This window comes from Devosia naphthalenivorans (assembly GCF_003056355.1).
GTDB classification, from domain to species: domain Bacteria; phylum Pseudomonadota; class Alphaproteobacteria; order Rhizobiales; family Devosiaceae; genus Devosia; species Devosia naphthalenivorans.
On the sequence record NZ_PYVW01000015.1, the window covers coordinates 16,877 to 37,941 of the forward strand.

20 protein-coding genes and 1 pseudogene are annotated in these 21,065 nt (G+C 62.9%); 4 read left to right on the forward strand and 17 right to left on the reverse strand.

The window, feature by feature from the left end:
• Positions 1–45: 45 nt before the first annotated feature.
• From mnhG to C8264_RS16705, 7 genes are read right to left on the reverse strand one after another with little or no spacing between them, the layout of a single operon-like run.
• Positions 46–390, reverse strand: a complete 345-nt coding sequence (mnhG, locus tag C8264_RS16675) for a monovalent cation/H(+) antiporter subunit G (RefSeq protein WP_108462120.1) — start codon at positions 388–390, stop codon at positions 46–48.
• Complete coding sequence (locus C8264_RS16680; RefSeq protein WP_108462121.1) at positions 387–683, reverse strand: cation:proton antiporter; 297 nt, start codon at positions 681–683, stop codon at positions 387–389. Before C8264_RS16680 ends, mnhG begins: the two co-directional genes overlap by 4 nt.
• On the reverse strand, positions 680–1,159 hold the full coding sequence (locus C8264_RS16685; RefSeq protein ID WP_108462122.1) for a Na+/H+ antiporter subunit E: 480 nt from the start codon (positions 1,157–1,159) through the stop codon (positions 680–682). Before C8264_RS16685 ends, C8264_RS16680 begins: the two co-directional genes overlap by 4 nt.
• A complete protein-coding gene (locus C8264_RS16690) occupies positions 1,156–2,694 on the reverse strand; it encodes a proton-conducting transporter transmembrane domain-containing protein (protein WP_108462123.1) in 1,539 nt (512 codons plus the stop codon). Before C8264_RS16690 ends, C8264_RS16685 begins: the two co-directional genes overlap by 4 nt.
• Positions 2,694–3,071 carry a Na+/H+ antiporter subunit C gene (locus C8264_RS16695; RefSeq protein ID WP_108462124.1) on the reverse strand — a complete coding sequence of 126 codons (378 nt, stop codon included), beginning with the start codon at positions 3,069–3,071 and terminating at the stop codon, positions 2,694–2,696. Before C8264_RS16695 ends, C8264_RS16690 begins: the two co-directional genes overlap by 1 nt.
• A complete protein-coding gene (locus C8264_RS16700) occupies positions 3,071–3,496 on the reverse strand; it encodes an MnhB domain-containing protein (RefSeq protein ID WP_108462125.1) in 426 nt (141 codons plus the stop codon). The genes C8264_RS16695 and C8264_RS16700 overlap by 1 nt, the downstream gene beginning before the upstream one ends.
• Positions 3,493–5,853 (reverse strand): putative monovalent cation/H+ antiporter subunit A, encoded by a 2,361-nt coding sequence (locus tag C8264_RS16705; RefSeq protein WP_342748708.1) that lies wholly within the window; start codon positions 5,851–5,853, stop codon positions 3,493–3,495. The genes C8264_RS16700 and C8264_RS16705 overlap by 4 nt, the downstream gene beginning before the upstream one ends.
• A 190-nt stretch (positions 5,854–6,043) precedes the next feature.
• On the opposite strand from C8264_RS16705, the gene C8264_RS16710 reads away from it, so the two are divergent.
• From C8264_RS16710 to C8264_RS16720, 3 genes and pseudogenes are all read left to right on the forward strand, one after another.
• Positions 6,044–8,140 carry a S9 family peptidase gene (locus tag C8264_RS16710; protein WP_108462219.1) on the forward strand — a complete coding sequence of 699 codons (2,097 nt, stop codon included), beginning with the start codon at positions 6,044–6,046 and terminating at the stop codon, positions 8,138–8,140.
• Between the two features lie 77 nt (positions 8,141–8,217).
• Positions 8,218–8,824, forward strand: a pseudogene (locus C8264_RS16715) (superoxide dismutase).
• A gap of 156 nt (positions 8,825–8,980) precedes the next feature.
• Positions 8,981–9,526 (forward strand): response regulator, encoded by a 546-nt coding sequence (locus tag C8264_RS16720; RefSeq protein WP_108462126.1) that lies wholly within the window; start codon positions 8,981–8,983, stop codon positions 9,524–9,526.
• Between the two features lie 94 nt (positions 9,527–9,620).
• Here the strand turns inward: C8264_RS16720 and C8264_RS16725 are convergent, their stop codons facing one another.
• The 6 genes from C8264_RS16725 to C8264_RS16750 form a co-directional block, all read right to left on the reverse strand.
• Entirely contained in the window at positions 9,621–10,130 is a 510-nt protein-coding gene (locus tag C8264_RS16725; protein WP_108462127.1) for a hypothetical protein, read from the reverse strand.
• Positions 10,131–10,201: 71 nt separating this feature from the next.
• A complete protein-coding gene (locus C8264_RS16730; protein ID WP_205245712.1) occupies positions 10,202–10,681 on the reverse strand; it encodes an LOG family protein in 480 nt (159 codons plus the stop codon).
• Between the two features lie 86 nt (positions 10,682–10,767).
• A complete protein-coding gene (locus C8264_RS16735) occupies positions 10,768–12,255 on the reverse strand; it encodes a helicase HerA-like domain-containing protein (protein WP_108462129.1) in 1,488 nt (495 codons plus the stop codon).
• Positions 12,256–12,357: 102 nt separating this feature from the next.
• Positions 12,358–13,359 (reverse strand): asparaginase, encoded by a 1,002-nt coding sequence (locus C8264_RS16740; RefSeq protein WP_108462130.1) that lies wholly within the window; start codon positions 13,357–13,359, stop codon positions 12,358–12,360.
• A gap of 96 nt (positions 13,360–13,455) precedes the next feature.
• On the reverse strand, positions 13,456–13,794 hold the full coding sequence (locus C8264_RS16745; RefSeq protein ID WP_108462131.1) for an SH3 domain-containing protein: 339 nt from the start codon (positions 13,792–13,794) through the stop codon (positions 13,456–13,458).
• A gap of 125 nt (positions 13,795–13,919) precedes the next feature.
• Positions 13,920–14,339 carry a hypothetical protein gene (locus tag C8264_RS16750; RefSeq protein ID WP_108462132.1) on the reverse strand — a complete coding sequence of 140 codons (420 nt, stop codon included), beginning with the start codon at positions 14,337–14,339 and terminating at the stop codon, positions 13,920–13,922.
• Between the two features lie 197 nt (positions 14,340–14,536).
• Here C8264_RS16750 and C8264_RS16755 point away from each other — a divergent pair, with 197 nt between their 5' ends.
• A complete protein-coding gene (locus tag C8264_RS16755) occupies positions 14,537–15,394 on the forward strand; it encodes an NAD-dependent epimerase/dehydratase family protein (protein ID WP_108462133.1) in 858 nt (285 codons plus the stop codon).
• On the opposite strand, the gene C8264_RS16760 is transcribed toward C8264_RS16755, so the two are convergent.
• The 4 genes from C8264_RS16760 to C8264_RS16775 all read right to left on the reverse strand — a co-directional run bounded on the left by C8264_RS16760 (position 15,391) and on the right by C8264_RS16775 (position 21,053).
• Positions 15,391–17,052, reverse strand: coding sequence for a thiourocanate hydratase (locus C8264_RS16760; RefSeq protein ID WP_108462134.1), 1,662 nt, complete (start codon positions 17,050–17,052; stop codon positions 15,391–15,393). The two genes, C8264_RS16755 and C8264_RS16760, sit on opposite strands and share 4 nt — an antisense overlap.
• 137 nt (positions 17,053–17,189) lie before the next feature.
• A complete protein-coding gene (locus tag C8264_RS16765; protein WP_108462135.1) occupies positions 17,190–18,278 on the reverse strand; it encodes a thiohydantoin desulfurase in 1,089 nt (362 codons plus the stop codon).
• The gene (locus C8264_RS16770) at positions 18,278–19,531 is read right to left on the reverse strand and encodes a Zn-dependent hydrolase (protein ID WP_108462136.1); all 1,254 of its coding nucleotides are present in this window, start codon (positions 19,529–19,531) and stop codon (positions 18,278–18,280) included. Before C8264_RS16770 ends, C8264_RS16765 begins: the two co-directional genes overlap by 1 nt.
• A 166-nt stretch (positions 19,532–19,697) precedes the next feature.
• On the reverse strand, positions 19,698–21,053 hold the full coding sequence (locus tag C8264_RS16775) for a dihydroorotase (RefSeq protein ID WP_108462137.1): 1,356 nt from the start codon (positions 21,051–21,053) through the stop codon (positions 19,698–19,700).
• Positions 21,054–21,065 lie beyond the last annotated feature (12 nt).

Here is a 21,065-nt window from a genome sequence, read left to right on the forward strand (position 1 = left end):
AACCCGATCGGGAGCAATTAGCATGTAACCCACAGTGTATAAAATCTACAAACTTGGGTCTTTTTTGTGGCCTAGTTCATCAAGAGCAGTGAAAGTTACATTATCTGTTGATTTAAGACTGGCGCGAGCCAGCAGGTGAGCCGAAACCGGCGTTGTAAGCACGAGAAACATTACGCCCAGTATTGCGCGGAGTGCGACGCTCCCATCAAGACTAACCAACGGAACCGCCAGCAAAATCATCCCGCCGCCAACAGCGCCTGCCTTGGACGCCGCATGCATGCGCGTCAGCAGGTCGGGCAGGCGGATCACGCCCACTGCCGCCAGCAGGCAGAACAAAGCGCCCACTACCAGCAGCACACAACCTGCATAGATTGCCACCGCCTCGATCATGGCTGCTGCTTCCCCGCCACACGCCGCGACAAAATATAACGCGCAAAGGCCACCGTCGCCAAGAAACCCAAAAGGGCTAGGGCAATTGCGATGTCGAGATACAGCGTCAGCCCAGTCCTGATCGCCACCGCGCCAACAAAACCCATCGCCAATACTGTCAGCAGGTCCAGCGCCAGCACGCGGTCGCCCAGAGTCGGCCCGACTACGATTCGCACCACGGACAGCAACAGGGCGAGCCCCAGCAACAACAGCGCAATCGTGCTTGCAAGCGAAACAGCATCGGCCGGCGTCATGCGAAGACCTCCTTCACCTGGCGCTCGAAGCCGTTGGCGATTTCAGCAATAAACGCCTCACGCGTGGTAAAACTCAGGGCATGGACGTAAAGCACGCTGCGGTCCTCCGAAACATCGACGCTGAGCGTGCCTGGCGTCAGCGTAATGAGATTGGCCAAGGTGGCAATCTCCGCATCGGATTTGACGCTCAAGGGAAACGCGATGATCGCCGGCCGCAACGCCGATTGCAGATCCGGCGTCAGCACGATCCGCGCCACCCGGAACGCACTTATCAGCAGTTCGACTACGAAGGTCCCTGTCAGCCGCGCGATGCTGCGCACCTTGCCAAACCGCAGGGGCTCCGAGAACGAGCGCCGCAGGAACCCGACCGCCACAATCGCCAACACGGCCCCGAGCACCAAATTAGGGGTAGAGAAGTTTGCGGTGATAGCAGCCCACAGCAAGACCAGGGCAACACCGAAGATGATCTGCGTCATGGCGCACTCCCCGCAAGACCCACCGCCGCGATATAGCGCGCCGGATCAGCCAGATCCGCTGCCCCCATCCGCGCTCCGGCCAGCAAAAAATCGGGCCACAAACCGACTGCCACCGCCAAGCCGACAATCGCCGCCGCCGCCGCATAGCGCAACAGGCCACGCCTTGGCGCTGGCACTTTTCCCGTCCCGGTGGTCTGCCGCCAGAACACATGCGCCCAGATCCTGGTCCCGGCAATCAGCGTCAAGACGGCATTCAGCACCAGCGCCACGACGAGGCTCGTCCCCAGCCAGCCCCCCTGCGCCACCCCGGCCTCGATCAGCAGCAATTTGGGCCAAAAGCCGAGCAGCGGCGGCACGCCGGCCACCGCCAGCACCAAAACCAGGAACATGATCGAAAGCGGCGCGCTACTCGCATAAAGCCCGCCCATGTGCCGCGTATCGACCTGCCCGGTGCTGCGCTCGATCATTCCGGAAACCAGATAGAGCGCCGTCATGGTCAGCATGGAATGGAAGATATAGGCCCCCGCCCCGCCGATCCCGCCCGGCGTTGCCAGCGCAATGCCCGCGAACGCCGCGCCGATCCCGCCGATGACGAAAAATCCCATGGCGCGCCTAAGATGGGTCTCCCCAAGCGCGCCCAAGGGCCCAAGGATCATCGAGGCAATCGCGACCAGGGCGATGACCGGCTCCAGAATATCCCGCGTGGCCGGCAACAGCACCACAAGGCTCCGCAGCGCCGCATAAACACCCACCTTGGTCAGAAGCCCGGCAAACAGCGCCGATATGGCCGCCGGCGGCGTGTGATAGGACGCGGGAAGCCACGCATTCACCGGAAAGGCCGCGGCCTTCATGCCGAACGCCAGCAGCAACAGCGCGGCAATGGCTGTTATCACCGCCGGATTGGCCGACGGCGCCTTGCCGATGATATCGGCCATGTTGAGCGTACCGATCGTGCCATAGAGCAGGCCCAGCGCCAGCAGGAACAGCGTGGTCGCGAGGAAATTGAGGAAGCCGTATTTCACCGCGCCATCGAACTGCAAGGCGCTGCCGCCCGTCACGATCAGCCCGAACGAGGCGATCAGCATCACCTCGAACCAGACGTAAAGGTTGAACAGGTCGCCCGTCAGAAACGAGCCTGTCACCCCTGCCAGCAGTAACAGCACTAGCGCGTGAAAGCCGTCCCGGCCGTCCGCCGCCGATCGGTCCGCCTCGGCATAGAACAGCACCAGCAAGGTCACCACCGACGCCGCCAGCGCAAAGCTTGCGCCAAACAGATCGGCCGTGAAACTGATGCCGAAGGGCGGCAGCCAATTGCCCATGGTCATGCTGACCGGCCCCTCCTGCCAGATGCGCAGGGCAAGCCCGATTTCACAGGCAATCGCGGCCACCACCACCAGCAGCGCCAGCAAAAACGTCACCCGGCCATTATTGCGCAGCATCAGCGCCAGTGCCGCGCCGATCAGCGCCAGCACCAGCGGCAGCACCACGATCCAGTCGGCGGTGGCGACGGCGGAGGTTTGCACCAGCTCTTCCATCAGTAGCTCAAGGGTGGGTTGGGCGCATCGGCCGGCTCGGCGAGGCGCATCTCGTCGGTGTCATCGCAGTCGAGCGTCTGATAGGCACGATAGGCCAGCACCAAAAGGAAGCTGAACATCGCAAAGCCGATGACGATGGCCGTCAGGATCAGCGCCTGCGGCAGCGGATTGGCGATGGCGCCCGGTGCCTGTTCCAGCCCCGGCGGCACGATGGGCGCGACCTCCCGGGTCAGCCGCCCGGCCGTGAAGATCAGCAGATTGACGCCATTGCCCAGCACCAGCATGCCCATCAGCATGCGGATCAAGGCGCGCGACAGCAGCAGATAGACGCCCAGCGCGATGAACAGGCCAACCACAACAGCTAGAACCAGATCCATCAGAGCCCTTCCCCATCATCGGTTTCAAGACCCAGCCCGATAGCCGAAATGGCGCCCAGGACCACCAGGTAAACCCCGATATCGAAGAACATCGGCGTCGACAGCGGCACGGTGGTTTCCCCCAGCTCCAGATACAGCCAGATGCTGGTCATGAAGGCGCTCCCGGTAAACAGCGACAGCAGCCCCGATGACGCGGCGAGCAGCACTCCGGCGGCGGCAATGGCGATGGGATCGAACCGCAGGGCCCGTCGCGCCGCGTCACGCCCCGAAGACATGCCCAGCACGGCGATGGCCGATGCAGCGATCAGCCCGCCGATAAATCCGCCGCCGGGCTCATTGTGCCCACGCAGGCAGATATAGACGGAAAACACCAGCATGGTGCCCACGATCAGCGGCGCGATGGTGCGAAAAATCACCGTGTTCACGGCTCGCCCTCCCCGCTTGTCACGGGTACGTTCTTGCGCCGGCGCGTGCGCAGCAGTGCCACCACGGCCATGCCGGCGGCCATCACCACGCTGATTTCGCCCAGCGTATCAAAGCCGCGATAATCGACCAGAATGACGTTGACGATATTGGCCCCGTGCGCGATCGGCACGCTGGTGGCGGCAAAGAAATCGCTGAGGCTGGTGTCCAGCGTTCCACTGAGCACCGCGATCAGCACGAGGCTCACCGCCCCACCACAAACCAGCGCCAGCAGCCCGTCGCGGACCCAGTCCTCGAGCGGGCGCGGATCGCGTTCGTCGAGCCGCAACCGCGTCATCACCAGCGTGAGGATGATGACCGACAAAATCTCCACCATGAACTGGGTAAACGCCAGGTCCGGCGCCCCGAACAGCAGGAACACCAGCGCCACCGCCGCGCCCTGAACGCCCAGCGACAGGATCGCCACCAGACGGCTGCGCGCCAGCAACACGGCCCCGAGCCCCCCGACTGCCAGCAGCAATACGCCCCATTCATGCACGCGCAACTCCGGCCAACCCTGCTGCACAATCGCAGCAAAGCCGTTCATCGCCACCATCGGCACCAGCAGCGCCAGCGCGAACATGGCAAACACCACCACCAGGTAAAGCTCCAGCCGCCCATGATGCAGCAGGCGCGTGATCCAGGCTGAAAACCGGATCAAGCCGAACATGGCCGCATCGAACACATGGTCCGCCGTCCAGCCCACGGCGCGATGTGCCCTGTTGAGCAGCGTGCGGATGCGATCCGCCTGGCCATACATCGCCAAAGCCAGCGCCCAGACCAGAACCGAAAGCCAGAGAATTGGACTGGCGAAGTTGATCGACCAGGCGAGGTGGCTTTCGACCGGCGACGCGAGGATAGCAGACGCGGTCGGCTCCAGCACCGTATGCCCGAACCAGTCCAGCACCAACGCTCCCACAATGCCGGCAGCGCCAAGCAACACCGGGCCGATCAGCATGGCAATCGGAGCTTCATGCGGCGATTTTGGCGTCTGGCTCGTGGCGCCCAGGAACGGTTTGATAGCAATTAGCGCCGCTACCACCGCCAACAGCGCATTGCCCACGATCAGCACAACCAGGGCCAGCCCCTGCAGCCATTGCGGCCCGAAAGCCCCAAGCAACATCTCTTCCTTGGCAAAAAAGCCCAGCGTCGGCGGCAGCCCGATCATGGCCAGGCTCGCCAGCGCGGCGGCGATGAACGTCACCGGCATGTGGTCGGCCATGCCGCCGAGCGCGGTGATATCGCGCGTCCCGGTTTCATGGTCGAGCGCTCCCACCACCATGAACAGCCCGGCCTTGTACAGCGCATGGGCGACGAAATAGACCACCATGCCCGCGATTGCCGCTTCGGACCCCAGCCCGATCAGCAGCACCAGCAGACCCAGCGAAGCGATCGTGGTTTGCGCCAGCATCTGCTTGAGATCGGTCTGGCGCAGCGCCGCAAGTGCCCCCCACAGCAGGGTCGCGCTGCCGAAACAAACCAGTATCGTGCTCCAGATATCGGTTCCGCCCAGCACCGGCGTCATCCGCGCCAGCAGGTAAACCCCCGCCTGCACCATGGTCGCCGAATGCAAAAAGGCCGACACAGGCGTTGGCGCTTCCATGGCGTTGGGCAGCCAGAAGTGGAACGGCATTTGCGCCGATTTCGTAAAGGATGCCAGCAAAATGCACGCCAGCGCCAGGCCATAAAGCCCATGCCCCCGCACGCCATCGCCCAACTCCCGCAGAGCGCTCAGTTCCCACGCGCCACCGATCTGGCGCAGCACCACCACGCCCACCAGCAGTGCCATGCCCCCAATGTTAGTGATCACCAGCGCCTGGATCGCGCCGCGCCGCGCCGCCTGCCGCGTATGATCGAACCCGATCAATAGGAACGAGGCCACCGCCGTCAGTTCCCAGAAGATGAACAGCACCAGCATGCTATCGGCCAGCACCAGCCCCAGCATGGACCCCATGAACGCCAGCAGGAACGCCAGGAACCGCCCTAGATGGGTATGGCCCTTCAAATACGCGCCCGAATAAATAACAATAAGCGTGCCGATGCCCGAGATGGTCAGGGCAAAGGTCAGGCTCAGTCCATCGACGAAAAACGACAAATCCAGCCCGTAGCTCGGCGCCCATGCCAGCCGCGCTGCCACGAAGCCATTGGCCAGAACCGGTTCGACGAGGCTAAGCAGAACCAGGAATGCAGCGGCCGGCACCAATGCCAGCACCCACCCACCGAAGGGCCGGGTAAGTCTTTGCACCAAGGGGGCCAGCAAAGCGGCCATGAATGGCCCGATCGCCACCAGCGCTATGCTTGCATCCAGTCCTGGTTCCAACTACCTCGGTCCGATTCTGATCCTGACTTTGCTTGCGGACCTTACTGGTTGAACAGCGCGGGACAAGCCAAAACGGCCCGCAAAATCCGAGACATGGGGAAAAACGGAAAAACCCGGCGAGGCGTTGACCCTTCCTTTGGCCGGCGGCGGGCCCTATGTGGAGGCAACACGCCCCTTGCTGGATTGTTTTATGACCAAGCCCACTCCACCGATTGCCGCCCGCAAGCCACACGCCGCCACCTTCCACAATGTGACGCGAGAGGACCCCTATCACTGGCTGCGCGCGCCCAATTGGCAGGAGGTGATGCAAAAGCCCGAGACGCTCGATCCCGAAATCCGGGCGTATCTCGATGCCGAAAACGCATATTTTGAAGCCGAATTCGGCACCCGCACCAAGGACTTTCAGGAGACGATCTACAAGGAGATTCGCGGCCGCATCAAGGAAGACGACAGCGGTGTCGCCTCGCCCGATGGCCCCTTCGCCTATAATTCGCGCATGCTGGAGGGCAAGCAATACCCCCTGATCGTGCGCACCCCGCGCGAGGGCGGGCCCGAAACCATCCTGCTCGATTGCAACATCGAAGCGCGCGACGAATATTTCGGCTTTGCCGGCGCCGAGCACGACCGCTCCCATCGCTATCTCGCCTGGGCCGCCGACCGCGCCGGCTCGGAATATTATGACATCGTCATCCGCGATCTCGAAACCGGCACGGACAGCGCTGAAGTCATCGCAGAAACCGCCGGCTCCTATGTCTGGAGCAATGACAGCACGGCCATTTACTACACCGAATACGACGATAATCACCGCCCCTATCGCGTGCGGCTCCACACCATCGGCACCGACCAGTCGAGCGATCCGATCATCTTCGAAGAATCCGATCCCGGCTTTTTCGTCGGCGTCGGCCGCACCCTCAGCGACAAATTCATCGTCATCGACGCCCATGACCACCAGACCAGCGAATGCTGGCTGATCGACGCCGAACACGGCGGTGAACCCCGGTTGGTTGATCGCCGCCTGACCGACCGCGAATACGACATCGAAGAGCGCGATGACCTGCTCTACATCCGCACCAATTCCGACGGCGCCGAAGACTTCAAGATCGTCACCGCTCCCGTCGATAATCCGGGCGCGGAAAACTGGACCGATTTGGTACCTCACCAGCAGGGCGTGCTGATCCTCGACACCATCGTCATCAGGAACCATTTGCTGCGCCTCGAACGCTTCGAAGGCCTGCCGCGCATCGTCGTACGCGATCTGCGCACCGGGGCCGAGGAAACCGTCAAGTTTGACGAGGAAGCCTATTCGCTGGGCATGTCGGTCGGCTACGAGTTCGACACTTCGGTGTTTCGTCTCAGCTATTCCTCCCCGACCACGCCGTCGCGCACCTATGATCTGGACCTGGAGACCGGCACGCGCACCCTGCTCAAGGAGCAGGAAGTGCCCTCCGGCCACAACCCCGACGACTACGAAACCCGCCGCCTCTTTGCCACCGCCCCCGATGGCGAGCAGGTGCCGGTCACCGTCCTTTACCGCAAGGGCACGCCACTCGATGGCTCTGCGCCTGCCCTGCTATACGGCTACGGCGCCTATGGCATGAGCATGCCCTCGTCGTTCTCCATCTCCGCCCTGTCGCTGGTTGACCGCGGCTTCGTCCATGCCACCGCCCATATCCGCGGCGGCATGGAAAAGGGCTATCGCTGGTACGTCCAGGGCCGCCGCGAGCACAAGACCAATACCTTCACCGATTTCATTGCATCGGCCGAAATGCTGATCACTGAAGGCTACACCGCCAAGGGCCGCATCGTGGCGCAGGGCGGCTCGGCCGGTGGCATGCTGATGGGCGCCATCGCCAATCTGCGCCCGGATCTCTGGGCCGGCATCCTCGCCCAGGTGCCGTTTGTCGACGTGCTCAACACCATGCTCGATGAAACCCTGCCCCTCACCCCGCCCGAATGGCCCGAATGGGGCAATCCACTGCTTTCCGCCGAGGACTACCAGCGCATCGCCTCATACGCGCCCTATGAGCAGGTCGCGGCCAAGGATTACCCGCCCATTTTCGCGCTCGCCGGCCTCACCGATCCGCGTGTCACCTATTGGGAACCTGCCAAATGGGTCGCCAGATTGCGGGCAACCAAGACGGGCGAGACGCCTTTATACCTCAGGACCAACATGGGCGCCGGCCATGGTGGCGCTTCGGGGCGCTTCGATCGCCTCAAGGAAACCGCCATGTGCTACGCTTTTGCGCTCAACGCCGTTGGCCTGGAAGGATCATTCAACTCCCCCTGATTGTTCCACTTTCACAATCGGCCTATAGGCTGGGGGCGATCTTCCTCAGCGTCTAAAATCAAAACGGAGGCTATCCAATGTCCACCAAGTTCACCTTGCCGCCCCTGCCCTACGCCTATGATGCGCTGGGCCCCTACATGTCCGCGGAAACGCTCGAGTTCCATCACGACAAGCACCACCAGGCCTATGTCACCAATGGCGAAAAGCTGCTGGAAGGCTCGGGGCTCGAAATCCTGCCGCTCGAAGACATCGTCAAGGAGAGCTACGGCAAGAACGCCGGCCTGTTCAACAATGCCGGCCAGCACTACAACCACGTGCACTTCTGGAACTGGATGAAGCCAAACGGCGGCGGCAACAAGCTGCCCGGCGCCCTGGCTGCCAAGATCGACGAAGACCTCGGCGGTTTTGATAAGTTCCGCGCCGATTTCATCGCTGCCGGCACTACCCAGTTCGGTTCCGGCTGGGCCTGGCTGTCGCTGAAGAACGGCAAGCTCGAAGTCACCAAGACCCACGAACGGCGAATCGCCACTGGTCCATGGCGGCCACCCACTGCTGGGCGTCGACGTGTGGGAACATTCCTATTACATCGACTACCGCAACGCCCGCCCGAAATACCTCGAAGCCTGGTTCGACAACCTCGTGAACTGGGAACACGTCGAGCACATGTTCGAAGAAGCCCGCTAAGCCTCTTCAACCTGTTGACCGAGCCCGCCAGCCCCGCGCCGGCGGGCTTTTCTGTGCGCCACGTCTTCCCCAGCAAATTAGGGATATTACCAAGGTCCACCTTTCCCGTTCCGACGGCCTCATGGTAACCCTTTGTTTACTATAGAGGGGAATGGCTTGTCCGAACCGGCAAAGGTCGTGGCGATTATTGCAGCAAACCAGGCGCTTACAGCGCTTTTGGGCATGGTTGTTGCCGGCGACTCGCGCCTCAAGGTGCGTCAGTTCGATAGCGAACTGTCCCTGATCGCCTATATGCGCCTCGCCCCCATCGACATGCTGGTTTGCGACTTCGACCGGGAAGGCCGCCCGGCCTACGAAATGGTGGAATCGATCCGTCTCAACGGGAGCCTCGTGTCCCAGGACGTGCCGGTCATCGCCCTCACCCGCACTATCACCCCGCCCATGCGCCACCAGGCCATCAGCGCCGGCATCGACGAAGTGGTCATCAAGCCGATGTCACCGCGTCACCTCCTGCAGCGCATCCAGGCTCGCCTGCGCACCCGCAGTGTCGTTGGCGTCCTGGGCGGCTATCGCGGCCCCGACCGCCGCAACCGCCTCGCCACCCCGGTACCGCAGCCAGTGCCACAGCGCCGCGAAACCGACAACGTCATCCCCCTCTTCCCCGACCGCCGCAAACCACCCCAGCCCCACCTGGACGCCTGAGCGGAAGCTCCCAGCGTCGGCACGCACTACCTCGCCTCAGGGAGAGGTCGGCGCCGGGTGATGGTGCGATCTGTCGGCTCGGACCGAGAAGACTTCACCCCGCTGGCGGTCGCGTAAAACTATCCTCGATCCTACTCACAATCCCATCAAACCGCGCCTTCTCGTCCAGATCATAACTGATCTCGAATGCCGAAAACGTCTCGCGGTCCGGCGACAGCAGCACCTTGGTGTAAAAGATCAGTCGCTCGCCCTCGGCGTCCGGCTGATAATACCCCGACAGCACGAACCAGCTATCGCCCCCGGCCTGATAGGTAATGCTGCGCACTTCCTCGCCCGCCGAAAGCCGCTCCGCGAACCCCTCCAGCGTCAGCCCACCGGCATCGCCGCCATAGATGCTGATCTGCCCGGTGCCGCCCACCTCACCCAGCGTCAGCCCGCCAGAGCCATCATCCTCCAGCGGTTCGAACACCCCATAGGGCAACTCTGCCGAAAACCCGTACTGCGGATCGACATAGCGCTCCCAATCGACGCTCTGGGCTGATGATGGGACACTCCCAACAAGTATTAGCGACACAGCAGCAATGCCAGACAACAGTTTGCTCATGGGCCAACCTCCACCATATCGGCCCAGAACGTATCGCCTTGCCGATCGATCCATCGGCTGAATGGGGATGTCTAGCGCTGCTCGCCCACCAGCCGGCTGACCCGGCTCCACAGATCCTCGATATTGTCGGCAAACTGCATTGCCTTGTCATAGCCTGTCAGCGAATGGGACAGCACATCGGCCGAATAGCCGCGCATCACCTCAAAGGCGCGATGGCGGTTCAGCATCACCACCGGCAGCGAACGTCCCTGCCCCTTGGCAGAGGTCCAGGCGCCAAACAGCGCCGTCGCCGAAGCCAGTGATCCCGGCAGCGCGACAAGGGCGCTCGCCGTCTGCGCTATCCGCGCCAGCCGCTCTTCCCGGCTGTCCAGAACGTGCAGCGTCACATCGCGCAGGGCAGCCGGCAGCACTATGCTCGTGTCGGCCACGATCTCGACTTGCCCACCCGCTGTCCGAGCGGCGGTTATCAGGGGAACTGGAATGATGCCGTTCTCGGCCAGCACGACAATCGAAGCACCGCGGCGAGCAAAATACGAGCCTGCTTGGCTCATGATCGAAGCACGCTCGGGGTCACCCGGCCCTTTATCGGAAGCAAAAACCGCAAGCACTTGCTTGTGAGCCACCGGTTCGGCCATGCTCAGCGACCCCGCTTCAGGCTACCGAGAATGCCCCTTACAAGAGCGCTTCCCAGCCGGTTGGCAACGGTCCGCGCCAGCGAATTTATCGCTGCTTCGGCCGGCGTCTGGCGGCTGGAAGCCCGGCGCTGCCTGGGTTCCGCATAGGTCCGTTCACGCTTGGCCAGCTCATCGTCCTGGGCCTGCCGCTCCTCGGCCAGCTGCTTCTCCCGCGCCTTGCGCGCCAGGGTTTCAAAAGCGGATTCACGGTCCACAGTGGTGTCATAGAGCCCCGCAACCGGCGAATTCGCCATGATCAACCGCCGCTCCTCAGCCGTCAGCGGCCCCACCTGCGCCGAGGGCGGACGGATCAGCGTACGGCCCACCATCGAGGGCACGCCCTTGCTTTCCAGCACCGAAACCAGCGCCTCGCCAATCCCCAACTGCGTGATGACCTCTTCGGTCGAAAATTCCGGATTGGGCCGGAAGGTTTCGGCCGCCACCCGCACGGCCTTCTGCTCGCGTGGCGTATAGGCCCGCAAGGCGTGCTGCACCCGGTTGGACAATTGCGCCAGCACCGCCTCGGGAATGTCCACCGGGTTCTGCGTCACGAAATAAACGCCCACGCCCTTGGAGCGCACCAGCTTCACCACCTGCTCGACCTTGTCGATCAGCGCCTTGGGCGCATCGTCGAACAGCAAATGTGCTTCATCGAAAAAGAACACCAGCTTGGGTCGGTCTGGGTCGCCAATTTCGGGCAGTTCCTCGAACAGTTCGGACAGCATCCAGAGCAAAAAAGTCGCGTAAAGACGCGGCGCGCGCATCAATTCGTCGGCCGCCAAAATGGAGATGAAGCCGCGCCCATCGCGGTCGGTCCGCATCAGATCGGCGATCTCGAGCGCCCGCTCGCCAAAAAAGTTCTCCGCGCCCTGCTGCTCCAGCACCAGCAGCGCGCGCTGGATAGCGCCGATCGACGCGGTCGTCACATTGCCGTAGCGCGTGGAAATTTCCTTCGCGCGCTCCTGGATATCCACCAGCAAGGCGCGCAAATCCTTGAGATCGAGCAGCAACAGCCCTTCGTCATCGGCCAGCTTGAAGGCAATGTTCAACACGCCTTCCTGGGTATCGTTCAGTTCCAGCATACGGCTGAGCAACAGCGGTCCCATCTCGGATATCGTCGCCCGGATCGGATGACCCTGGCGCCCGAACAGATCCCAGAAAATCACCGGGAAGATATCATCCCTATAGTCGGCGAACCCGATTTCGGCGGCACGCTCACTCTGCCAATCCTGCGCCGCGCCCATCTTGCCGACGCCTGAAAGGTCTCCCTTGATGTCGGCGGCGAACACCGGCACGCCAGCGGCCGAAAATCCCTCCGCCAGCACCTGCAGCGACACCGTCTTGCCGGTGCCTGTTGCGCCCGTAATCAGGCCATGCCGATTGCCGTATCTGAGTGCCAGGTATTCAGGCCGCGTGCTGGTTCCCAGAAAGATCTTGTCGTCGGCCAGCATCGCTTCACTCCAATGAACCTCTGGCCCTTATAGCCGCCCTGCTCCGGCAGGGACAATCCGTAACTCAGTTTTCCCTTCCGGACAGCACCTAGCTGGCACCACCTACACCAGCACCGCCCGCAACACGCCCACATCGGCCCCGCGGACGCTCCTGATCGTCTGCTCCCTGAACCGCTCCAGCACCGCCCGCTGGCCCTCATCCGGCTCCGCATACCGCAGCAACAAACCCGCCAGCATGGCCTGCGACGCTGGAATATTGCCGTCATCACACTTCAGCGCATAACCCCAGCCCTTGTCGCGGATGGCGCCACATTGCACACCTTCGGCGCCCACCTTCTGCATCACCCGGCCGCCGAAAGCTTCCATGATCAGCGTATCGGCATGGCCCGTTCCAGCCACCAGCAGCGGATGGCTCGTCGCGGCATCGAACAGCCGCCGGGAAGCGCTCGCCAGTTCCGGCGCAATCCCCTTGCCCGTCGCCATGCGCGCGAAGCCGAGCGCAAACGCCCGCAGCGGCGCCGCAAAGGTCGGGATTGAACAACCATCGGTGCCGCACCGGTCTTCGCTCAGCGGCTCGCCGATCACCGCTTCCACGGCAGCCCGCACGGCGCGCTGCACCTCGTGCTCGCGCCCGACATAACCCTTGGTGGGCACGCCCCTGGCCAGCGCCACGCTCAGCATGCCCGAATGCTTGCCTGAACAATTGTTGTGCAGCGGGCTCGGCTCCCCGCCAGACGCCCGCAGCGCTTCCCGCGCCGCAGAATTCGTCGGCGCGTGGGCGCCGCACTCCAGGTCCGCCGCCGAAAGCCCGATCCGGCTCAGCAGCCCCTTGGCCGTCGCCACATGCACATCCTCGCCATGGTGCGAGGCACAGGCCAGCGCCAATTCTTCATCGGTATGGTGGAACTTGCCCTCGGCCTCGCGCGCAAAGATAGCTAGCGCCTGCATGGACTTGATGGCCGAGCGGGGAAAAACCGGACGCTCTGTATCGCCGGCCGAAGCGATGACCTTGCCCTCGGCATCGACGATCGCGAAGGCGCCGCGATGGCGGTTTTCGACCCAGTTGCCCCTGACGGTTTCGGCGAGAATGGGATTGGCGTCCATAGATAAAACTCCGGTCCAGGCTGTCTTGAAGACAGCGCAGGACCGGAAAAGTCAACTGAGCATGGGAAGGAGGTCGGCACGAAAATCGGTGGAGGATCAGATGTCCCAATCGCTCACCATGGTGAGGTAACGCGAATTGACCCAGCCGCGCGTGTCCCGAGCATCGACCAGGCACCAGTCGGCGCCGGTTTCCGCCTCGATGCAGCGCTCCACCCACACATGGTCGCCCGGCGCGAAGGCTCCCACCTTCTGGGAATAGCTGGCCGGCCATTTGCGGACGTTCAGATTATCCCACCGCGCAACGTCGGTCACCTTGGCCAGTTGGTCTACATCATAGCCGGCTGCCATTGCGGGTTGTACGGCGAAGGCGCCGGCGGCGGTGATCACCAGGCCACACAGGGCGGCGACCAGAACTTTTTCCTGTTTCTTGTTCATCTCGAACTCTCCCTCAAGAGCGATTTCAATTTCACTGGTCTGGAGCTTGCCACCCTGGCTTTGAACCGGCCCTGAGATTGCCGTTCATAAAGCGTTCATCGGCGTGGCAAACCCGTGACAAATCCTCACCGCATGTCGCGCTGGTGCACATAAAGGATGACGCCGTTATTGGCGCTGAACCGCACCGAAACCACGTCGTGCTGGTCATAATCCCGCGCCTTGAGGGCGTTGATCATCACCGGCTGGCTGGCGATCGGCAGCCGCAAAAGCTCGGCATTGCCATCGCGAAACAACGAGCCATAGGCATTGCGGGTGCGCATCGTGCCGTCTTCACAGACCGGGATCAGGACTGCACGGTGGCCGTTAAACGATTGAATCTCCGCAGGTTTTACCGACCGCATGAAGCCCATGATGTCGGTACAATCGGGGTCCGTCGCGGTGCTCGAGCCGGGCTGGCGCGGGTAGTTGGATTGGGCCTGGGCGCCCGTCGTGACCATGGCAGTCACGAGGCCGGCAATGATGGCGAGTGTGCTGAGTTTGCGCATTTGAAGTCTCCTCTGGGTAGCAATTGGTCCGGCCCTGCGCCGTCCTTGCTCCCATAAGGCGCCCCCGCCATTGAACCGCCCGTGATCGCGCCGTTCATCGTCCGTTTACCTATCGAGCCGCTTGGCAGCCCACCGCCAGCGTGCCATGCTGGCCAGCAGGGCACGGCAGCTAAGTGCTTGAATACGTGGAGGATCGAATGCCCAAGGTGTTGGTAACAGGCGGCAGCGGCAAGCTTGGACGGGCCGTTTTGCGGGACCTCGTCGCGCATGGATACGACGTGCTGAACCTCGACCAACAGGCTCTCCCAGAGCCGATTTGCCCCAGCGTTCGCATCGATCTGACCGATTTTGGGGAGGTTACGGCGGCCATTCTGGGCGGAGTCGACGAGCGCGGCGGGCCGTTTGACGCCGTGGTCCACCTGGCCGCAATTCCCGCTCCGGGCCTTGCCGCCAATGCCCGCACCTTCGCCAACAACGTGCCCGCGACCTACAATATCTTCGAAGCATGCCGCCTTTCCGGCGTCAAAAATATCGTTTTTGCTTCGAGCGAGACCGTACTTGGCCTCCCCTTTGCTTCGCCCCCGCCCTATGCGCCGGTGGACGAAGAGTACTTTCCGCGTCCCGAATCCGCTTACTCTCTCGGCAAGCTGCTGGACGAGACAATGGCCGCCCAGTTTTGCCGCTGGGATCCCGAACTTCGGATTGTCGGTTTGCGGTTTTCCAACGTCATGTACCCGGAAGACTACAAGGCCTTTCCCAAGTTCGACGCCGACCCACATGCCCGCAAGTGGAACCTCTGGGGTTACATCGATGCGCGCGATGGGGCACAGGCGGTTCGCCGCTCGATCCAGGCGGATTTTACCGGGTTCGAGGCCTTCATCATAGCCAATGCCGATACGGTCATGAGCCGGTCCAATATGTCGCTGCTGGCCGAGGTCTTTCCGCAGGTCCCGACCAAGGGCAACATCGCGACCAACAGCACTTTGCTCAGCATCGACAAGGCCAAGCGGATGCTGGGTTATTCGCCGCAGTTTTCCTGGCGGAACGAGGTTTAACCGACGGGAATATACCCGATCCCCTTGGCGGCGATCTCCTCAAGGCCCTCCTCATAGCCGGCGTCGGCGTAGCGCATCACGCCGAGCGCCGTGTCATTGGTGAGGGCATGCTCCAGCCGCTCGTCGGCGGCGGGTGTGCCATCGGCCACGACGGTTACACCGGCTGACGTCATGTATCCGGCATAGCCGCCACCGCCCGAATGGACCACCACAAGGTCGGCCATGGAGGAGCAGAGCAGCATGGCGTCGAGAATGGGCCAATCCGCGATCGCGTCCGAGCCGTCTTTCATTCGTTCGGTCATGATGTTGGGATGCGCCATGGCGCCGGCATCAAGGTGATCGCGGCTGAAGGCAACAGGACCCGCCAGCGCTCCATCGGCCACCATCTGGTTGACGGCGCGGGCCAGCGCCGTGCGCTCGCCATGTCCGAGCCAGGCGATACGGGCCGGCAGGCCTTCGAAGGGCACATGCTGGCGCGCAAGCTTGATCCAGTTGGTGACGATCCTGTTGTCGGGGAACATCTCGAGCAGTTTGTCGTCGATGTTGCTGATGTCCTCGGGATCGCCCGACAGGGCCATCCAGCGGAATGGACCGACGGCGCGGGCGAAAAGCGGCCGCAGATAGGCTTCGGTGAAGATCTTGATGTCGAAGGCGTTGTCCACCCCGCCCGCCTTGGCCTGGGTGCGGATCAGATTGCCGTTGTCGAAGACCTCCGAGCCTGCCTGCTGGAAGGCCAGCATGGCACGGACATGGTCGGCGATGGAGGCGCGGCTGGCCGCCATGAGTTGCGATGGTCCCTCGACGCGCAGGCGCCGGACTTCGTCGAGCGACATGCCCTTGGGCACATAGCCATAGACCAGATCATGCGCCGAGGTCTGGTCGGTGACGATATCGGGCACGATGCCGCGGCGCGCGATCTCGGGGTAGATCTCAGCCGCATTGCCGACGAGCCCGATCGATGTTGCCCGCTTCTCGGCAACGGCCCGGTCGATCATGGCCAAAGCGGTATCGAGATCGGGAGCAATTTCTTCGAGATAGCCAACCTGCTGGCGCTTGCGGGCGCGCTCAGGGTCGATGTCCACGCAGAGGATCGCCGCACCTGCCATGCGTCCGGCCAGTGGCTGCGCCCCGCCCATGCCACCCAGGCCCGCCGTCAGGATAAACCGTCCCGCGAGGTCTCCACCGAAGCGGTTTTCGGCAATACGCATGAAGATTTCATAGGTGCCTTGGATGACGCCCTGGCTGCCGATATATTGCCAGGCGCCCGCAGTGAGCCCGCCCCAGCAGATCAAGCCTTTTCGCTCCAGCTCGTAGAACACTTCCGCCTTGGCCCACTGCCCCACAATGTTGCAGTTGGCCATGATCACCAAAGGCGCCTTGGCATGCGTTTTGAGCAGGCCGATTGGCTTGCCCGACTGGATGATCAGCGTCTGGTCCTCGTCCATGCGCAGCAGTGTTTCGACGATGGCCTTGTGGCTGGCCCAATTGCGCGCGGCCTTGCCAAGAGCTGCGTAGACGATCAACTCGTTCGGGTTCTCGCCGACAGCCAGCACGTTTTCCAGCAGCCGCAGCAGGGCTTCCTGTCGCCAGCCCCTGGCGCGGAGCTCAGGGCCGCCGGGGATGGGGAAATTGGGATGGCGGGGGTTTGGTGTGGGCATGGTCACGTCTCTCAGCAGACCTCATCCTGAGCCTGTCGAAGGACGAGGTCGTGGCACCTCGGCAGGCGACCTCGTGGTTCGACAAGCTCACCATGAGGTCTCTCGTACATCTACAGGGCGGAGGGCAAATAGCCGCCTTAACTCAACGCATACCTCGCCAATTCAATCCCCATCCGTTCCTCGACAAATGGATACACTGCCGGGTCCAGCACGCTCGAACTCAGTGGAATACCGGTCTTTGGAACATGCAGCACGAACACATACATGCCGCGGCCCAGTTGCCCGACCGAGAGGGCCTGCCCGGCGGCGTCCAGTGTGGTGATCACATCGGGGAAGGTCGCGAGCCTTGTGCCGCCGGCGTCTTCCACGGCCATGTATTCGTTCATGACGTGCAGCGTCGTCGCCTTGTCGCCCTCGCCGATGGTGATGCGGCCGATGTCGAAGGCTTCCCTGGTGTAGGTCACGTCAACAGCGGTGATGTAACCCTTGGTGAGAATGGTGCCGCCGGTGGTTTCGACGATGGCGTCGAGCATCTTGCCGGGGCCCTTGCCCTCGGCTGACATCATCGCGTCGCCCAGCTTCAGCGCCAGCGAAATGCCGCCGAGCGCCGCGTGCTTTTGCACATAGCTCGCGCGCAGTGGGTTGCGGCATGAGGCGATAAAGCCGCCGGACATATCGGCGGCAGTACGCAGGATGGGTGAGACTTTTGCCGTCGCGCCACGCGTCACCAGTTCGATATAGCGGTTCTCGGCGCGATTGCCGCCGACAGCGGTCTGGATCACCTGATCGGGCGATCCGGCCATGCCGATGGAACCCATGTCGCCGGTCGGATGGGCGCGGATATCGCCCACGGCATCCACCACCTTGGTGCCCAGGATGGCGGAAGGTAGCCAGCCGTTGAGGGTGGATGACTTGCCGTTCTGGCCGACCATCAACCCGCTGACCTTCTCGCCCAGCGCGTCCTGCAGCAATTGCACGGCCTTGACATAGTCGACGCCCTGCATTTCCCACGGCGTGGTGGAGGCCGGCGCGCCGATTGCTGCGGCCGTCGCAACCCAATCGTCGGCATCGAGTTCTTCGATACTCACCAATTCCGGCTTGCCGATGCTGACGGCAGCCTTGCCCAGCATGCGGCCGTGATCAGCCCAGCCACCGCCACCCGCCGCATAGACGGAACCGCCACGAACGGCAGCCTCGACGTCCTTTTCGGTCAGGATGCGCCCCATCAGATAGTCTCCTGCAATTTGATATCGAGGGCCTTGACTGCGTCCAGCAGCACGGCCGTGCCGAGTGCGATATCGTCCACCGTGGCGAACTCGTCCGGCGAATGACTGCGGCCGTCCTTGCAGGGAACAAAGATCATCGCGGCCTTGGCGATCCGGGCCATCCAGGCGGTGTCGTGCCCTGCTCCCGACGCCATGCGCCGGTGACGCGCCCCAGCGCTCTCGCATGCCGCGTCGAGCACATCGAGCACATCGGCATCGCAGGGCGTGGGCGGATTGTCCGAGATGATGCGGGGTTCGGTAGCGCCGACGCCGGTTTTTTCGCTGATGGCCGCCACGCCCTTGGCGAGTTCATCGATGAACCGGTCCATGTCATCGCGCAGTTCGGCACGCGCATCGATCAGCATCCGCACCCGCGCTGGCACCACATTGGCCGCATTGGGCAGCATTTCGAATTCACCAACGGTGGCCGCGAAATGCTCTTCGCCGCTCGCCAGCGCCTTGGCCAGTTCTTCCACGCCAAGCGCGATCCATGCGGCCGTTGTCAGCGCATCCTTACGCGAGCCCATGGGGGTGGTTCCAGCATGATCGGCGCGCCCTTCGACGACGATCTCGATGCGGGTAATGCCGGCGATGGCTGTTACCACGCCCACGTCCAATTGCTCGTTTTGCAGCACGGGTCCTTGCTCGATGTGGAGTTCAAGGAATGCCTTGATGTCGTCGCGCTGAGCCGGCTTGAATGGTTCGCCGCCGACCTGAACGATCCCCTGCTCGAGCGTAATACCTGCGGCCTCGCGTTCCAGCCATTCCCTGGGCTGGGTGCCGCTGATGCCGCGGCTGCCGATACAGGAGACGCCAAAGATCGAGACTTCTTCGGCGAGAAAATCGACGATCTCCAGGGTATGGGCCAGCACTGCGCCCTGGTCGCGCAGCGCGCGGGCTACTTCCAGCGCGGCGATGACCCCGGCGACGCCATCGAAACGTCCACCGTCAGGCACGGTGTCCGAATGAGAGCCGAGCAAGATGGTGCCAAGCTCGGGCCGCTGCCCGGGAATGGTGCCGATGAGGTTACCGGCAGCGTCTATCTGTGTCACGGCGCCTGCATCTTGCATCGCCTTTTCGAGCCAGCGGCGGCCTTCAAGGAACAGGGGGGTGAAAGCGCGACGGGTATAGGGCCGGTCGGGTTCGGTTATTGCCGCCAGGGCGTAGATGTCGGCTTCGATGCGGTCGGGGCGGATGGGGGAGTTTGGGGTCATGGTAGATGGTTTTCCCAGATCGGGGCTCTCCGCACCCCCTCCCAACCTCCCCCGTCAAGGGGGAGGTGCCGGGCCGGTGAACGGGGCAAGATACTGCTCAAGGCAGGATGCGGCACCTCCCCCCTTGCGGGGGAGGCTGGGTGGGGGGATGTTTGGGCGATGAACATCAGTGCTTCCATTCCGGCCGCACAAACCGCCCACTTCCCGGCTCCGCAACATTGGTGCCATCGAATACCTGGCTCCCGCGCAGATAGGTCAGCCCCACAGTCCAGGGCAGTTCGATGCCATTGTAGGGCGACCAGCCCACCACATTGTGCCCGCTGGCGGCGGCATCGTAGCGCTGGGGGCGCGGGAACAGCACGGCGATATCGGCGTCCTTGCCCACTTCCAGCGCGCCCTTCTGGCTCAGCCGAAAATGGCGCGCCGGATTTTCGGCCATCAGCCTTGCCGCCCAGGTCAGCGGAATACCGCGCTGCAGCGCGCCCATCACGAAGAGCGGCACCATGACTTCCAGACCCGGTACGCCCGAAGCATTGGCCAGCATGTCGGGATTGTTCTTACGATTTTCAGACCAACTGACGTGATCGGTGGAAACCAGCGTTACATTGCCCTGGCGGACGTGCTCCCAGAGCTTTTCGACCTCGGCGCGCGGCCGGATCGGCGGGTTGATCTTGGCTTTGCCGCCCAGGCGGGCGACATCGTTTTCTTCGTCCAGGGTCAAATAGTGAATGCAGCACTCGATGGTGGCGGCAAAGCCCTGGTCGCGATAGAGGCGGGCGATTTCATAGCCGCGTCCGAGCGAGCAATGCACCACATGGGCCGGGCAGCCGGTCTGGGCGCCGGTTTCGTAGATCTGCAGGCTCGCCAGCAATTCAGTGAGCGGCGGGCGGCTCATGGCATGAGCGCGATAATCGGTGATGCCCTGCGCCTTGACCTTGGCGATGGCCGCGCGCACCGCTTCATCATCCTCATTGTGTACGCCGGCCGTCAATCCGGTGGGCGCGATGGCGGCGAAGCACTCCTCGAGCAGCGCAGGCGGAATGCGCGGAAAGCGAACCGGATCGGTGCCGAAGGTGGAGAACTTGAAGGCGGCAACGCCGGCCTCCACCTGCTCGAGGATACGCGAGGCACCCTCCTCCGGCAGAACCGTGCCATAGAGCGCGAAATCCACCCGCGCCTGCGGTTCCGCATGGGCGATCTTGCGCCGGACGGCTTCGGCCGAGCACACCAGATTGCCTTCGTCATAGGGCATGTCGACAATTGTGGTGACGCCACCCGCCGCTGCCGAACGGGTGGACCAGATGAAATCCTCCTGGTCCTTCTGGCTCAGCGAATGGGTCTGCGCGTCGATTGCGCCGGGCAGGATCAGGGCATTGCCGAGGTCGTGCCGCTCCTTGGCGGCAGGCGCGGTGCCTTCGCCCACATGGGCAATTTTGCCATCGCGAAAGGCCACATAGCCATTTTCGATAATGGTGTGCGGCAGCACGACTGTGCCCGAAAGCGAGAGGTCAAAATCAGACATCGGAACAGGCCC